Below are 16,310 nucleotides of genomic sequence, written 5' to 3'. Positions count from 1 at the left end.
GTCCGGATTACTTGCAGTTTTCGGCGATAGCTTTTTCGCTTTCCGTGATACGCGTCTGGCGCTCCTCTTCGGTCAGTCGGCGCGTTTCGCCATCGACCTCGGCGCGTAACCGCGGATTGTTCTGTAGCTGGGCCAAGTTCGTACGCACGATTTCGCAGTATTTCTTGCGCTCAGCCTCCTGGGTTGCCACATCCTTTTTGACTTTGTCATCAATGGCCTTTTGCGCCGTGTCGGTTGTGCTGGCTGGCGCAGGCGTGGCGGCCGGGACAGGTAGTTTGGGTTGCGCTGCGATGGTGTTGATCGCGGTTGCATCCTGGCCTTGCGGTGGTTGCGCCCCGAAGTGGGTAATGCCTTGTGCGTCGACCCATTTGTAGACCTGGCTCGCCATGGCCGTGGCGCTCAAGGCGAGCAGCAAACTGCCCGTGAGAATCATGCGTCGCATGCTGTGTCCTTTTGTTAGCTGCGGAACCTGGCACCTACTATAACCAAAAGTCGTGAATCGTCATCCTGCGCCAGGTCACAGCCGCAGATTGAAGAATCCGCTACGGATGACTTGACTTGCTACGACCTAATCCGAACAATTCAACGTTCGCTGTAGTGGAGTCCGCCGCAAGCAGGCTTTAGCTCAGTAGACATGAGGCGCACACCCGCGCCGACCTGTTACACCCGCAACGCGTTACCTCGCGCTGGGTGGGAAAGCCCCGCAACACTTTGGGGAGTTCCCAATACTTGCTCAGTAGTAGCTGACGTAGTCGGCGACCACCGTCGCTCATGCTCTGCTTGGCAGTAAACCTATTCAGACCGTTCAGTTGTGAGCGGTTCTCTGGCGTTTTAGAGGTGAACAACGTGGAGCTTTTATCTGGCGCTGAAATGGTCGTCCGCTTTTTGCGTGACGAAGGCGTTAAGCATATCTACGGGTACCCGGGTGGTGCCCTCCTGCATATTTACGACGCCCTGTTCAAAGAACCGGAAGTGACCCACATCCTGGTTCGTCACGAACAAGCGGCTACCCATATGGCTGACGGCTACGCCCGTGCTACCGGTAAGGCCGGCGTGGTACTGGTGACCTCCGGTCCTGGTGCGACCAACGCCATTACCGGGATTGCTACCGCCTACATGGACTCCATTCCGATGGTGGTGCTGTCGGGCCAGGTGCCAAGCAACATGGTCGGTACTGATGCGTTCCAGGAAACCGATATGATCGGTATCTCCCGGCCGATCGTGAAGCACAGCTTTATGATCAAGCATCCGTCGGAAATCCCGGAGGTCATGAAGAAGGCCTTCTATATCGCTCAGTCTGGCCGCCCGGGTCCGGTGGTAGTCGATATTCCGAAGGACATGACCAACCCAGCCGAGAAGTTCGAGTACGTCTACCCGAAGAAAGCCAAGCTGCGCTCCTACACCCCGGCCGTGCGCGGTCACTCAGGGCAGATACGCAAGGCGGCCGAGATGCTGCTGGCGGCCAAGCGACCGATTCTGTATTCGGGTGGCGGCGTGATTATGGGCGGCGCTGCGGCACCGCTGACCGAGCTGGCGCAGATGCTTAACCTGCCAGTCACCAACACCCTGATGGGGCTTGGCGGCTATCCGGGCACCGATCGTCAGTTCCTCGGCATGCTCGGTATGCACGGCAGCTACACCGCCAACCTGGCGATGCATCATGCCGATGTGATTCTCGCCGTTGGCGCGCGCTTCGATGACCGGGTCATCAATGGTCCATCCAAGTTCTGCCCGAACGCCAAGATCATCCACATCGATATCGACCCGGCTTCGATCTCCAAGACCATCAAGGCCGACGTGCCGATCGTTGGTCCGGTGGATAGCGTGTTGACCGAGATGGTCGCGATCCTCAAGGAAATCGGCGAAACCCCGAATAAAGAAGCGGTGGCCAGTTGGTGGAAGCAGGTTGATGAATGGCGTGCCAGTCATGGCACCTTCCCTTATGACAAGGGCGACGGCAGCATAATCAAGCCGCAGACGGTGATTGAAACCCTCAGCGAAGTGACCCATGGCGATGCCTTCGTCACTTCCGACGTGGGCCAGCACCAGATGTTCGCGGCGCAGTACTACCGTTTCAACAAACCCAATCGCTGGATCAACTCCGGCGGCCTCGGCACCATGGGCTTTGGTCTCCCGGCGGCGATGGGCGTCAAGTTGAACTTCCCGGATGCCGACGTCGCCTGCGTGACGGGCGAAGGCAGCATCCAGATGAACATCCAGGAGTTGTCGACCTGTCTGCAGTACGACCTGCCGGTGAAAATCGTCAACCTGAACAACGGTGCGCTGGGTATGGTGCGCCAGTGGCAGGACATGATGTACAACAGCCGTCACTCGCACTCCTACATGGACTCGCTGCCAGATTTCGTCAAGCTGGCCGAGGCGTATGGCCATGTCGGCATGCGCATCACCGAGCTGAAAGATCTGAAACCGAAGATGGAAGAAGCCTTCGCGATGAAAGATCGCCTGGTATTCCTCGACATTCAGGTAGACACCAGCGAACACGTCTACCCGATGCAGATCAAAGATGGCGCCATGCGTGACATGTGGCTGAGCAAGACGGAGCGGACTTAAACCATGCGACACATCATCTCCCTGCTGCTGGAAAACGAGCCTGGCGCATTGTCCCGTGTGGTCGGTCTGTTCTCGCAACGTAACTACAACATCGAAAGTTTGACCGTGGCACCGACCGAAGACCCGACTTTGTCGCGTCTGACGTTGACCACCGTCGGGCACGATGAGGTGATCGAGCAGATCACCAAGAACCTCAACAAGCTGATCGAAGTGGTCAAGCTGGTGAATCTGTCGGAAAGCGCGCACATCGAGCGTGAGTTGATGCTGGTCAAGGTCAAGGCTACCGGTGCTCAGCGTGCTGAGATCAAGCGCACTACCGACATCTTCCGCGGGCAGATTGTCGACGTGACCAGTAGCGTCTACACCATCCAACTCGCGGGAACCAGCGACAAGCTGGACAGTTTTATCCAGGCCGTGGGCACTAGCTCAATCCTGGAAACCGTACGCAGTGGCGTCACCGGCATCGCCCGTGGCGACAAAGTGCTGAGCATCTAAACATTTAGCGAGCGGCCCGAGTGGCCTCAGTAAATAGGGGAAATTCATGAAAGTTTATTACGATAAAGATTGCGACCTTTCGATCATCCAGGGCAAAAAAGTCGCCATCATCGGTTACGGTTCCCAGGGTCACGCTCAGGCCTGCAACCTGAAAGATTCCGGTGTCGATGTAACCGTTGGTCTGCGTCCTGGTTCTGCCACCGTTGCCAAGGCCCAAGCGCATGGCCTGAAAGTAACTGACGTGCCGTCCGCAGTTGCTGCTGCCGACCTGGTCATGATCCTGACCCCGGACGAGTTCCAGTCGCAGCTGTACAAGAACGAAGTCGAGCCGAACCTGAAAAAAGGCGCCACCCTGGCCTTCTCTCACGGTTTTGCGATTCATTACAACCAAGTCGTACCGCGTGCCGACCTCGACGTGATCATGATCGCGCCTAAGGCTCCGGGTCACACCGTGCGTTCCGAGTTCGTCAAAGGCGGCGGTATCCCGGATCTGATCGCGATCTATCAAGATGCTTCCGGCAATGCCAAAAATGTTGCGCTGTCCTACGCCAGTGGCGTCGGTGGTGGCCGTACCGGCATCATCGAAACCACTTTCAAAGACGAAACTGAAACCGATCTGTTCGGTGAGCAGGCGGTTCTGTGTGGCGGTACTGTCGAACTGGTCAAAGCCGGTTTCGAAACCTTGGTTGAAGCTGGCTATGCGCCGGAAATGGCCTACTTCGAGTGCCTGCACGAATTGAAGCTGATCGTCGACCTCATGTACGAAGGCGGTATCGCCAACATGAACTACTCGATCTCCAATAACGCCGAGTACGGCGAGTACGTGACCGGCCCGGAAATCATCAACGCCGAATCCCGTCAGGCCATGCGCAACGCTCTGAAGCGCATTCAGGACGGCGAATACGCCAAGATGTTCATCAGCGAAGGCGCTACCAACTACCCATCGATGACCGCCAAGCGCCGTAACAACGCCGCCCACGGTATCGAGGTGATTGGTGAGAAGCTGCGTTCCATGATGCCGTGGATTGCTGCTAACAAGATCGTCGACAAGACCAAGAACTAAGGTCTGCGATGTGAGAAAAAACGCGGCCATGGCCGCGTTTTTTCATTCTAGACTGAGGCTTCTGGTATAAAGCCAGGGTGCTGTGGCGGGGTTGTGAACCCTGAATCGCCATTTTTGTCGAAAACTTTCCGAACCGTTGCAAGGTGTTGTTCATGAACGAACGTCCCGAGGAGCCGAAACCGGCCTCCGACGCAGAAAGCCTGCTGCCAGTTGATGAGCATGTTGAAGAAGGGCATGACGCCGAAGGGCGCAAAGTCCGGCACCGTGGCATTTACCTGCTGCCCAACCTCTTTACCACGGCAAATCTGTTCGCCGGCTTCTACGCCATCATCAATGCCATGAACGGCAACTTCTACGTTGCTGCGGCTGCGGTCTTCGTCGCCATGGTGCTGGATAGCCTGGATGGTCGGGTGGCGCGCTTGACCAATACCCAGAGTGCCTTTGGCGCCGAATACGATTCGCTGTCCGATATGGTCGCGTTCGGCGTGGCGCCGGCATTGCTCGCGTTCGAGTGGGCGCTGGGCAGTATGGGTAAGGTCGGCTGGATGGTGGCCTTCATTTACGTCGCGGGCGCTGCCTTGCGGCTTGCGCGCTTCAATACCCAGGTGGGTACGGCGGATAAGCGCTTCTTTATTGGTTTGGCGAGTCCGGCTGCTGCGGGTGTGGTAGCGGGGACTGTGTGGGCTTTCAGTGATTTCGGTATCCAGGGCTCCAACATGTCCATTGTGGTTGCCTTGCTGGTAGCGGGCGCAGGCATGCTGATGGTCAGCAATATCAAATACCACAGCTTCAAGGATCTCGACCTCAAGGGGCGCGTGCCTTTTGTGGCGATTCTCGTAGTGGTGTTGGTGTTCGCGGTAGTCTTCAGTGACCCGCCGCGTATCCTGCTGCTGATCTTCCTCGCCTATGCGGCTTCCGGACCGGTGCAATATCTGTTGCAACTGCGTCGCCGCAAAAAAGCCGAGTGATGTAATTTCCTCCTGGCTCCGCGGTCTATTGGCGCATCAGTCACCTGAATAGCCGCGGAGTTTCAATGCTGATCCAGATCCCACCCGCTTCATCGTCTCGCGAATCTGACGTCACTCCCGAATCTGTTTATTTGTCGCGTCGTAGTCTGTTGGCCGTTGCCGGTGGCCTGGCGGCTACGGCTGCCCTGCCTAGGGTTGCTCGGGCTGAGGTGTCGCGCTATGCCGATGTTGAGTCTGTAGCTGCTCCGACCTGGTTCGGTGAAAAACTGGCCGGCACTCGCTGGCAAGCAGTAACCGCGGGGGATGAGGTGCTGACACCGTTCGAAGATGCCAGTCACTACAATAACTTCTATGAGTTCGGGCCTGATAAAGGCGACCCCGCGCGCAACGCTTCGCAATACAAGGTGGAGCCGTGGAGTGTGTTGGTGGATGGCGAAGTCGCGAAGCCGGGCCGTTACTCTCTAGATGATTTATTCAAACCGCAGCAGCTCGAAGAGCGCATTTATCGACTTCGTTGCGTTGAGGCCTGGTCCATGGTGATTCCTTGGTTAGGCTTTTCGTTGGGTGATTTTCTCAGTCGGGTCGAGCCGACTGGCCAGGCCAAGTTCGTTCGTTTCGAAACAATCGTCGATCGGGAGCGCATGGTCGGACAGAGTTCGAGCTTTTCTCTGATCGACTGGCCTTATGTGGAAGGGTTGCGTTTGGATGAGGCGATGCATCCGCTGGCCATCCTCGCCGTGGGGATGTATGGGCGGGTGCTGCCCAATCAGAACGGTGCGCCGTTACGCTTGGTGGTGCCGTGGAAGTATGGGTTTAAGAGCATCAAGTCGATTGTCCGTATCAGCTTGACCCGGGAACAGCCGAAGAACACGTGGCAGGCATTGGCGCCGAATGAGTATGGTTTTTATGCCAACGTCAATCCGGCTGTGGATCACCCGCGTTGGACTCAGGCGCATGAGCGACGCCTGCCAAGTAGTCTGTTTAGCCCCAATGTCATCCCGACGCGCTTATTCAATGGTTATGACGAAGTGGCAAGTCTCTATAGTGAGCTCGATCTTCGGAAGAACTACTGATGCGTTATCGACTCTGGCGAATAGTGGTCTTCATTGCGGCGTTATTGCCGCCGCTATTCTGGTTATATCAGGGCTGGACTTTCGCCCTTGGTGCGGATCCTGGCAAGGTTTTGGTCGATCGTTTGGGGCTGGGGGCGTTGACGCTTCTGTTGATCACGCTTGCTATGACGCCGCTGCAGCGCTTAACGGGTTGGAGTGGCTGGATTGCTGTTCGTCGTCAGCTAGGTTTGTGGTGCTTCAGCTATGTCGCGCTTCACCTTTCAGCCTATGCGGTGTTTGTCCTGGGGCTGGATGGTGCGCAATTGCTGATTGATCTGCGCAAGCGCCCTTACATCTTTGTGGGGGCTCTGGCCTTCATTGGGCTTCTAGCACTGGCCATAACCTCTAATCGCTTTAGTGTCCGTAAGCTTGGTAAGCGCTGGAAATCTCTCCATCGTGCGGTTTACCTGATCTTGGGGCTAGTTCTACTGCACATGCTCTGGGTAGTACGAGCCGATCTTGAGGAGTGGGTTTGGTATGCGACTGCTGGTGTGCTTCTGCTAATGCTGCGGATACCGGCCATTGCGATACGTATTCACAGGCTTTCACTGAGAACTTCGGAAAGAATGACAAAAAGCTTTCAATAAGTGCTTGACGGTTGATTTGCTGGGCCTATAATGCGCACCACTTCCGGCGCAGACCTCTCGGAAAACTTCTTAGATAACAAGAAGTTAGCTTTAAAAGAGGGGTTGCAAAGCAGCGAAAGCTGTGTAGAATGCGCCGGGCTGACAGGGTGGTGGTTGAGCCGTGTTGGTCGGTCTGCTGGAGGGATCGAAAGCGGTTGAATGAGGTGGTTGACAGCGGTTTGAAACGCTGTAGAATTCGCCTCCCGCTGACGAGAAGCCTGGCTTGATCGGAAGCGCAAGTGGTTGAAGTTAATCAAGAAAATTTGAAACTTCGTTGAAATAACCGCTTGACAGGATGTGAGGCTGCTGTAAAATGCGCGCCTCGGTTGAGACGAAAGACTTAACCAACTGTTCTTTAACAACTGAATCAAGCAATTCGTGTGGGTGCTTGTGAGGTAAGACTGATAGTCAACTGATTATCAGCGTCACAAGTAACTCTTCGTGAATTCAAAGAGTTTATTTGCGATTGCTGAGCCAAGTTTAGGGTTTTCTCAAAACCCAAAGATGTTTGAACTGAAGAGTTTGATCATGGCTCAGATTGAACGCTGGCGGCAGGCCTAACACATGCAAGTCGAGCGGCAGCACGGGTACTTGTACCTGGTGGCGAGCGGCGGACGGGTGAGTAATGCCTAGGAATCTGCCTAGTAGTGGGGGATAACGTTCGGAAACGGACGCTAATACCGCATACGTCCTACGGGAGAAAGTGGGGGATCTTCGGACCTCACGCTATTAGATGAGCCTAGGTCGGATTAGCTAGTTGGTAGGGTAAAGGCCTACCAAGGCGACGATCCGTAACTGGTCTGAGAGGATGATCAGTCACACTGGAACTGAGACACGGTCCAGACTCCTACGGGAGGCAGCAGTGGGGAATATTGGACAATGGGCGAAAGCCTGATCCAGCCATGCCGCGTGTGTGAAGAAGGTCTTCGGATTGTAAAGCACTTTAAGTTGGGAGGAAGGGCATTAACCTAATACGTTAGTGTTTTGACGTTACCGACAGAATAAGCACCGGCTAACTCTGTGCCAGCAGCCGCGGTAATACAGAGGGTGCAAGCGTTAATCGGAATTACTGGGCGTAAAGCGCGCGTAGGTGGTTCGGTAAGTTGGATGTGAAATCCCCGGGCTCAACCTGGGAACTGCATCCAAAACTGCCGAGCTAGAGTATGGTAGAGGGTGGTGGAATTTCCTGTGTAGCGGTGAAATGCGTAGATATAGGAAGGAACACCAGTGGCGAAGGCGACCACCTGGACTGATACTGACACTGAGGTGCGAAAGCGTGGGGAGCAAACAGGATTAGATACCCTGGTAGTCCACGCCGTAAACGATGTCGACTAGCCGTTGGGATCCTTGAGATCTTAGTGGCGCAGCTAACGCATTAAGTCGACCGCCTGGGGAGTACGGCCGCAAGGTTAAAACTCAAATGAATTGACGGGGGCCCGCACAAGCGGTGGAGCATGTGGTTTAATTCGAAGCAACGCGAAGAACCTTACCTGGCCTTGACATGTCGAGAAGTCTGCAGAGATGCGGATGTGCCTTCGGGAACTCGAACACAGGTGCTGCATGGCTGTCGTCAGCTCGTGTCGTGAGATGTTGGGTTAAGTCCCGTAACGAGCGCAACCCTTGTCCTTAGTTACCAGCACGTTATGGTGGGCACTCTAAGGAGACTGCCGGTGACAAACCGGAGGAAGGTGGGGATGACGTCAAGTCATCATGGCCCTTACGGCCAGGGCTACACACGTGCTACAATGGTCGGTACAAAGGGTTGCCAAGCCGCGAGGTGGAGCTAATCCCATAAAACCGATCGTAGTCCGGATCGCAGTCTGCAACTCGACTGCGTGAAGTCGGAATCGCTAGTAATCGTGAATCAGAATGTCACGGTGAATACGTTCCCGGGCCTTGTACACACCGCCCGTCACACCATGGGAGTGGGTTGCACCAGAAGTAGCTAGTCTAACCGCAAGGGGGACGGTTACCACGGTGTGATTCATGACTGGGGTGAAGTCGTAACAAGGTAGCCGTAGGGGAACCTGCGGCTGGATCACCTCCTTAATCGACGACATCAGCTTCCTTATAAGCTCCCACACGAATTGCTTGATTCATTGCGAAAGACGATTGGGTCTGTAGCTCAGTTGGTTAGAGCGCACCCCTGATAAGGGTGAGGTCGGCAGTTCGAATCTGCCCAGACCCACCAATTGTTGTGGGGTTGGCCTTGTACGAATATGGGGCCATAGCTCAGCTGGGAGAGCGCCTGCCTTGCACGCAGGAGGTCAGCGGTTCGATCCCGCTTGGCTCCACCATACAGACGCCGCGAGAGTTCAGAATTGAATATTCCTGGGGTGACCTGGTTGAATATTGACTTCTGGTCTTTGACTAGTAAGTAACAATCGTTCTTTAAAAATTTGGGTATGTGATAGAAAGAATAGACTGGTCACCCTTTTCACTGGGGTGTGATCAGGCTAAGGTAAAATTTGCGAGTTTAATTGCGAATTTTCGGCGAATGTCGTCTTCATAGTATAACCAGATTGCTTGGGGTTATATGGTCAAGTGAAGAAGCGCATACGGTGGATGCCTTGGCAGTCAGAGGCGATGAAAGACGTGGTAGCCTGCGAAAAGCTTCGGGGAGTCGGCAAACAGACTGTGATCCGGAGATATCTGAATGGGGGAACCCACCTAACATAAGTTAGGTATCTTGCACTGAATACATAGGTGTAAGAAGCGAACCCGGGGAACTGAAACATCTAAGTACCCGGAGGAAAAGAAATCAACCGAGATTCCCTTAGTAGTGGCGAGCGAACGGGGACTAGCCCTTAAGCTTCTTTGATTTTAGCGGAACGCTCTGGAAAGTGCGGCCATAGTGGGTGATAGCCCTGTACGCGAAAAGATCTTAGAAGTGAAATCGAGTAGGACGGAGCACGAGAAACTTTGTCTGAATATGGGGGGACCATCCTCCAAGGCTAAATACTACTGACTGACCGATAGTGAACTAGTACCGTGAGGGAAAGGCGAAAAGAACCCCGGAGAGGGGAGTGAAATAGATCCTGAAACCGTATGCGTACAAGCAGTGGGAGCCCACTTTGTTGGGTGACTGCGTACCTTTTGTATAATGGGTCAGCGACTTATTTTCAGTGGCGAGCTTAACCGAATAGGGGAGGCGTAGCGAAAGCGAGTCTTAATAGGGCGTTTAGTCGCTGGGAATAGACCCGAAACCGGGCGATCTATCCATGGGCAGGTTGAAGGTTGGGTAACACTAACTGGAGGACCGAACCGACTACCGTTGAAAAGTTAGCGGATGACCTGTGGATCGGAGTGAAAGGCTAATCAAGCTCGGAGATAGCTGGTTCTCCTCGAAAGCTATTTAGGTAGCGCCTCGTGTATCACTGCTGGGGGTAGAGCACTGTTTCGGCTAGGGGGTCATCCCGACTTACCAAACCGATGCAAACTCCGAATACCAGCAAGTGCGAGCACGGGAGACACACGGCGGGTGCTAACGTCCGTCGTGAAAAGGGAAACAACCCAGACCGTCAGCTAAGGTCCCAAAGTTATGGTTAAGTGGGAAACGATGTGGGAAGGCTTAGACAGCTAGGAGGTTGGCTTAGAAGCAGCCACCCTTTAAAGAAAGCGTAATAGCTCACTAGTCGAGTCGGCCTGCGCGGAAGATGTAACGGGGCTCAAACCATACACCGAAGCTACGGGTATCACTTAGGTGATGCGGTAGAGGAGCGTTCTGTAAGCCTGTGAAGGTGAGTTGAGAAGCTTGCTGGAGGTATCAGAAGTGCGAATGCTGACATGAGTAACGACAATGGGTGTGAAAAACACCCACGCCGAAAGACCAAGGTTTCCTGCGCAACGTTAATCGACGCAGGGTTAGTCGGTCCCTAAGGCGAGGCTGAAAAGCGTAGTCGATGGAAAACAGGTTAATATTCCTGTACTTCTAGTTATTGCGATGGGGGGACGGAGAAGGCTAGGCCAGCTTGGCGTTGGTTGTCCAAGTTTAAGGTTGTAGGCTGGGTGCTTAGGTAAATCCGGGCGCCTAAGGCTGAGAACTGATGACGAGTGCTCATTAGAGCGCGAAGTGGTTGATGCCATGCTTCCAAGAAAAGCCTCTAAGCTTCAGATAACTAGGAACCGTACCCCAAACCGACACAGGTGGTTGGGTAGAGAATACCAAGGCGCTTGAGAGAACTCGGGTGAAGGAACTAGGCAAAATGGCACCGTAACTTCGGGAGAAGGTGCGCCGGTGAGGGTGAACGATTTACTCGGTAAGCCCATGCCGGTCGAAGATACCAGGCCGCTGCGACTGTTTATTAAAAACACAGCACTCTGCAAACACGAAAGTGGACGTATAGGGTGTGACGCCTGCCCGGTGCCGGAAGGTTAATTGATGGGGTTAGCTAACGCGAAGCTCTTGATCGAAGCCCCGGTAAACGGCGGCCGTAACTATAACGGTCCTAAGGTAGCGAAATTCCTTGTCGGGTAAGTTCCGACCTGCACGAATGGCGTAACGATGGCGGCGCTGTCTCCACCCGAGACTCAGTGAAATTGAAATCGCTGTGAAGATGCAGTGTATCCGCGGCTAGACGGAAAGACCCCGTGAACCTTTACTATAGCTTTGCACTGGACTTTGAATTTGCTTGTGTAGGATAGGTGGGAGGCTTTGAAGCGTGAACGCCAGTTTGCGTGGAGCCAATCTTGAAATACCACCCTGGCAACTTTGAGGTTCTAACTCAGGTCCGTTATCCGGATCGAGGACAGTGTATGGTGGGTAGTTTGACTGGGGCGGTCTCCTCCTAAAGAGTAACGGAGGAGTACGAAGGTGCGCTCAGACCGGTCGGAAATCGGTCGTAGAGTATAAAGGCAAAAGCGCGCTTGACTGCGAGACAGACACGTCGAGCAGGTACGAAAGTAGGTCTTAGTGATCCGGTGGTTCTGTATGGAAGGGCCATCGCTCAACGGATAAAAGGTACTCCGGGGATAACAGGCTGATACCGCCCAAGAGTTCATATCGACGGCGGTGTTTGGCACCTCGATGTCGGCTCATCACATCCTGGGGCTGAAGCCGGTCCCAAGGGTATGGCTGTTCGCCATTTAAAGTGGTACGCGAGCTGGGTTTAGAACGTCGTGAGACAGTTCGGTCCCTATCTGCCGTGGACGTTTGAGATTTGAGAGGGGCTGCTCCTAGTACGAGAGGACCGGAGTGGACGAACCTCTGGTGTTCCGGTTGTCACGCCAGTGGCATCGCCGGGTAGCTATGTTCGGAATAGATAACCGCTGAAAGCATCTAAGCGGGAAACTAGCCTCAAGATGAGATCTCACTGGAACCTTGAGTTCCCTAAAGGGCCGTCGAAGACTACGACGTTGATAGGTGGGGTGTGTAAGCGCTGTGAGGCGTTGAGCTAACCCATACTAATTGCCCGTGAGGCTTGACCATATAACACCCAAGCAATTTGCTTAACGGCGAATTGATGAGTGTGAAGACGAGACCGAAAGTTCGTCAAACTCGCGCAAGACTGTCTATCACAGACCCAATTAGGAGTAGCGCGTCAGCGACACTCCAGCCGAATTGCTTGACGACCATAGAGCGTTGGAACCACCTGATCCCATCCCGAACTCAGTAGTGAAACGACGCATCGCCGATGGTAGTGTGGGGTCTCCCCATGTGAGAGTAGGTCATCGTCAAGCTTAAATTCCAAACCCCCCAGTCGCGCAAGCGAGTGGGGGGTTTGTCTTTGTGCGCCGGAAAATTACTGGAAGGTCGCTGCATTGTCTGTAGTGCCGTTGTGCTATGTGTTTTGCTGTGAACGGCAAAATAGACAGATTTAAAGCCCACTCGTCTAAAATAGGCGGAAACCGCCCAGAGCCTTCGTTTATGCCTGATCCGGCCGATTCCCATGGATTGTCTGAATTGCCCTTGGAAACTATGGTGGCCTGCCACGAATGCGACCTGCTGATGCTTAAGCCGCAGTTGCAGAGTGGCGAGAGCGCTGAATGCCCGCGCTGTGGGTATGAGTTGTATAGGCATCGCCATCAGGTGGTGCGACGCAGTCTAGCTCTAGTCACCGCGGCTTTACTGCTCTATGTCCCGGCGAATTTCCTACCGATCATGCAGCTCAATCTGCTCGGGCAGAGCTCTCAGGACACGGTTTGGAGTGGTGTGCTGGGGCTGTATGGCACCGGCATGCAAGGCATCGCGGTGGTGGTGTTTCTCTGCAGCATGGGGGTCCCTCTGTTAAAGCTGCTGTGTCAGCTTGCCGTACTGCTTAGCATTCGTTGGGGTATCGGGCGTAGTTATGGCTTGCTGCTTTATCGTATCTACCAGCATCTGCGGGAGTGGGGAATGCTCGAGGTGTACCTGATGGGAACCCTAGTGTCGATCGTCAAACTGATCGGCCTGGCAGATCTGAGTCTGGGATTCGGCTTGGCATGTTTTATTGGCTTACTTTTGCTGCAGGTCTGGCTGGAGGTGACCATGTCGCCGCACCAGATATGGGAAGCTTTGTCGGGAGAGGACGCCCATGCGGGCCATTGATGCGGGCATCTTGATTTGCCCGGAATGCCATCAGCTAAATAAGCAAGAGCAGCATTGCGACAAGCAGTTTTGCACCCGCTGTGGTGGCTTGGTGCATGCGCGTCGGCCAAACAGTCTGGTACGGACGTGGGCGCTACTAGTTACTTCCGCGATTCTGTACATCCCGGCCAATCTGCTACCGATCATGACGATCAACTTCCTCGGCAAGGGCGAGCCCTCGACCATCATGGAGGGGGTGATCGAGCTGATCCAGGCGGACATGTTCCCTATCGCCGCGGTGGTCTTCGTCGCGAGCATTCTGGTGCCGACCTTCAAGCTGGTGGGAATTTCCTTACTGCTCTATTCGGTACAACGGCACCTGCCGATGTCGCCGCGCCAGCGTATTCTCATGTACCGCTTTATCGAATGGATTGGCCGTTGGTCGATGCTGGACGTCTTTGTCATCGCGATCTTGGTGGCGTTGGTGAATTTTGGAAACTTGGCCACTATTGAGCCGGGCCATGGTGCTGCGGCTTTTGCCAGTGTGGTGGTGTTGACCATGCTGGCTGCCCTCACTTTCGACCCCCGCTTGATCTGGGATAACACGGAATCGGATGATGACAATGAATGACCTGCCAACGGCGAAAACCCGACCGGCCTCCAACTGGTCGGCGATCTGGGTCTTGCCATTGATTGCCTTGCTGATAGGAGGCTGGCTGGCATGGCGCGCCTATGATCAGGCCGGGATCGATATTCAAATTATTTTCGCCACCGGCGATGGCATTCAGGCCGGCAAGACCGAGGTGATCTTCAAGGGCATGCCAGTCGGCAAGGTCAAGGCCCTGGCGCTGGATGAAAGCGGAGAGAAGCGTGGGGTGATCGCTACGGTCGAGATGAACAAGGAGGTCGGGCAGTATTTGCGCAGTAACACGCGCTTCTGGCTGATCAAACCGAGCGTGACCCTGGCCGGTGTTACCGGTCTGGAAACCCTGGTGTCAGGTAACTATATCGCTGCCAGCCCAGGCGATGGCGAGCCGACTCGAAAATACACGGCTCTCACGGAACCACCGCCGCTTTCCGACACCGAGCCCGGATTGCATCTGGTCCTGAAGGCCGATCGCCTGGGCTCGCTGAACCGCGACAGCCCTGTGTTCTACAAGCAGATCCAGGTTGGTCGGGTAAAGAGCTATGTCCTCGCAGCGGATCAGAGCACCGTCGAAGTCAAGGTGTTTATCGAACCGCTGTATGCGCCATTGGTGCGCAAACATACGCGCTTCTGGAACGCCAGCGGGATTACCGTCAACGCCGATCTGTCTGGCGTCAAAGTGCACAGTGAGTCGTTGGCCAGTGTCGTTGCGGGAGGGATCGCCTTTGCCACGCCGGAGCACCGCAAGGACAGCCCTCCGACCGACCCGACTCTACCGTTCCGCCTTTACGAAGACTTCGATGCCGCGCAAGTGGGCATCAAGGTGCAGGTCAAACTAACGGATTTCGAGGGCTTGCAGGCCGGCCGCACGCCAGTGATGTACAAGGGTACTCAGGTAGGCACCCTGAAGGCCCTTGCGGTCAATGACGATCTGAGCAGCGCCTCGGCGGAACTAGCGCTCGATCCGCGTACGGAAGATTATCTGGTCGAGGGCACTGAGTTCTGGCTGGTCAAGCCCTCCATCTCATTGGCTGGAATCACTGGGCTGGAAGCGCTGGTCAAAGGCAACTACATCGCCGTGCGCCCCGGCGACAAGGGCGCAGCGCCTGCACGGGAGTTCACCGCGCGGGCCAAGGCACCGCCGCTGGATCTGAGCGCAGCGGGGCTGCACCTGGTGCTGGTCAGCGATACCCTTGGCTCGCTGGAAGTCGGCAGCCCGGTTCTCTACAAGCAGATCAAGGTCGGCTCGGTGCAGAGCTACCAGCTCTCACGTGATCGCAAGCAGGTGGCCTTGGGTGTGCACATCGAGCCGGAGTACACCAATCTGGTGAACAGCTCGACGCGTTTCTGGAATGCCAGCGGCATCACCCTGACGGGCGGGCTGTCCGGCATCACGGTAAAAAGCGAATCGCTACAGAGCCTGCTGGCTGGCGGCATTACTTTCGAGACCCCTGATCCCAAGGCCGTGGTCACTAAGCGGGTGCAACGCTTCAGTCTGCATCCTGACCGGGAGAGCGCGCTGCAGCAGGGCGTTAGCGTGCAGATTCGCGTCGACAGCGGCGATGGCCTGCGTCCGGGCGCGCCGATCCGCTACAAAGGCTTGGATATAGGCAAGGTGGAAACCGTCGAGCTGACCGATGACCTGCAGGCGGTGTTGCTGAATGCGCGCATTACCGATGGCGCCGAGCGGGTGGCGCGCGCAGGCACGCAGTTCTGGGTGGTCAAACCGGAGCTCGGCTTGGTGCGTACGGCAAATCTGGAAACCCTGGTCAGTGGCCAATACCTGCAAGTGCAACCAGCCGCCAAGGCCGGTGCGCCGCAAACCCGCTTTATCGCTCTGGAGCAGCCGCCGACAGCCTCGGCGCGTGACAGCGGACTGCGACTGGTTCTCAGCGCGCCACGCCGTGGCTCGATCAAACCGGGTGTACCGGTGACCTACCGCGAGGTTACGGTCGGCAAGGTGACTGGCTTCGAGTTAGGGGCGACAGCGGATCGGGTGTTGATCCACATCCTGATCGAGCCGCGCTACGCCGCGCTGGTTCGCACCGGCAGCCGCTTCTGGAACTCCAGTGGCATAGGGGTGGACGCCGGGCTGTTCAAGGGCGTGAAGGTGCGCACCGAGTCCCTGGAGACGCTGATCGAGGGCGGTGTCGCCTTCGCTACCCCGGAGGGTGAGCAGATGGGCAGCCAGGCGAAGCCGGAGCAAACCTTCGCACTCTTCGATGAGGCGAATGAAGAGTGGTTGAAGTGGGCACCGAAGATAGCGCTGGGCAAGTAAGCCCAAGTGACCGCTCCTTAAACGCCAAGGGCCGCAATCAGCGGCC

10 protein-coding genes, 2 tRNA genes and 3 rRNA genes are annotated in these 16,310 nt (G+C 55.5%); 14 read left to right on the top strand and 1 reads right to left on the bottom strand.

Annotated elements, in window-relative coordinates; translation table 11 throughout:
- Positions 1-7 precede the first annotated feature (7 nt).
- Positions 8-442, bottom strand: a complete 435-nt coding sequence (locus D3879_RS20970) for a DUF4124 domain-containing protein (protein WP_119956151.1) — start codon at positions 440-442, stop codon at positions 8-10.
- Positions 443-846: 404 nt separating this feature from the next.
- On the opposite strand from D3879_RS20970, the gene D3879_RS20965 reads away from it, so the two are divergent.
- The 14 genes from D3879_RS20965 (at position 847) to D3879_RS20895 (ending at position 16,264) form a co-directional block, all read left to right on the top strand.
- Positions 847-2,571: an acetolactate synthase 3 large subunit gene (locus tag D3879_RS20965; protein ID WP_119956375.1), complete on the top strand. Its 1,725-nt coding sequence runs from the start codon at positions 847-849 to the stop codon at positions 2,569-2,571.
- Between the two features lie 3 nt (positions 2,572-2,574).
- On the top strand, positions 2,575-3,066 hold the full coding sequence (ilvN, locus tag D3879_RS20960) for an acetolactate synthase small subunit (RefSeq protein WP_108099957.1): 492 nt from the start codon (positions 2,575-2,577) through the stop codon (positions 3,064-3,066).
- A 46-nt stretch (positions 3,067-3,112) separates the two neighbouring features.
- Positions 3,113-4,129 (top strand): ketol-acid reductoisomerase, encoded by a 1,017-nt coding sequence (gene ilvC / locus D3879_RS20955; RefSeq protein WP_119956150.1) that lies wholly within the window; start codon positions 3,113-3,115, stop codon positions 4,127-4,129.
- 152 nt (positions 4,130-4,281) lie between these two features.
- A complete protein-coding gene (gene pssA / locus D3879_RS20950) occupies positions 4,282-5,097 on the top strand; it encodes a CDP-diacylglycerol--serine O-phosphatidyltransferase (RefSeq protein ID WP_119956149.1) in 816 nt (271 codons plus the stop codon).
- Positions 5,098-5,162: 65 nt separating this feature from the next.
- Positions 5,163-6,170 (top strand): protein-methionine-sulfoxide reductase catalytic subunit MsrP, encoded by a 1,008-nt coding sequence (msrP, locus tag D3879_RS20945; RefSeq protein ID WP_119956148.1) that lies wholly within the window; start codon positions 5,163-5,165, stop codon positions 6,168-6,170.
- Positions 6,170-6,796, top strand: a complete 627-nt coding sequence (gene msrQ / locus D3879_RS20940) for a protein-methionine-sulfoxide reductase heme-binding subunit MsrQ (protein ID WP_119956147.1) — start codon at positions 6,170-6,172, stop codon at positions 6,794-6,796. Before msrP ends, msrQ begins: the two co-directional genes overlap by 1 nt.
- Positions 6,797-7,345: 549 nt before the next feature.
- Positions 7,346-8,884 (top strand): 16S ribosomal RNA (locus D3879_RS20930).
- Positions 8,885-8,949: 65 nt separating this feature from the next.
- A tRNA-Ile gene (locus D3879_RS20925) sits at positions 8,950-9,026 on the top strand.
- A 30-nt stretch (positions 9,027-9,056) separates the two neighbouring features.
- Positions 9,057-9,132: transfer RNA gene (locus D3879_RS20920), tRNA-Ala, on the top strand.
- Positions 9,133-9,373: 241 nt separating this feature from the next.
- Positions 9,374-12,263 (top strand): 23S ribosomal RNA (locus D3879_RS20915).
- A 135-nt stretch (positions 12,264-12,398) separates the two neighbouring features.
- A 5S ribosomal RNA gene (gene rrf, locus D3879_RS20910) occupies positions 12,399-12,514 on the top strand.
- The 16S, 23S and 5S rRNA genes sit together here with 2 tRNA genes alongside, the layout of an rRNA operon.
- Before the next feature lie 187 nt (positions 12,515-12,701).
- A complete protein-coding gene (locus D3879_RS20905) occupies positions 12,702-13,361 on the top strand; it encodes a paraquat-inducible protein A (RefSeq protein WP_119956146.1) in 660 nt (219 codons plus the stop codon).
- On the top strand, positions 13,348-13,971 hold the full coding sequence (locus D3879_RS20900) for a paraquat-inducible protein A (RefSeq protein ID WP_119956145.1): 624 nt from the start codon (positions 13,348-13,350) through the stop codon (positions 13,969-13,971). Before D3879_RS20905 ends, D3879_RS20900 begins: the two co-directional genes overlap by 14 nt.
- Positions 13,964-16,264 (top strand): PqiB family protein, encoded by a 2,301-nt coding sequence (locus tag D3879_RS20895; protein ID WP_119956144.1) that lies wholly within the window; start codon positions 13,964-13,966, stop codon positions 16,262-16,264. The genes D3879_RS20900 and D3879_RS20895 overlap by 8 nt, the downstream gene beginning before the upstream one ends.
- Positions 16,265-16,310 lie beyond the last annotated feature (46 nt).

Source organism: Pseudomonas cavernicola (assembly GCF_003596405.1).
GTDB lineage: Bacteria > Pseudomonadota > Gammaproteobacteria > Pseudomonadales > Pseudomonadaceae > Aquipseudomonas > Aquipseudomonas cavernicola.
The sequence above is the reverse complement of the archived record's forward strand: the minus strand, read 5'-3'. Positions and strand labels throughout refer to the sequence as shown.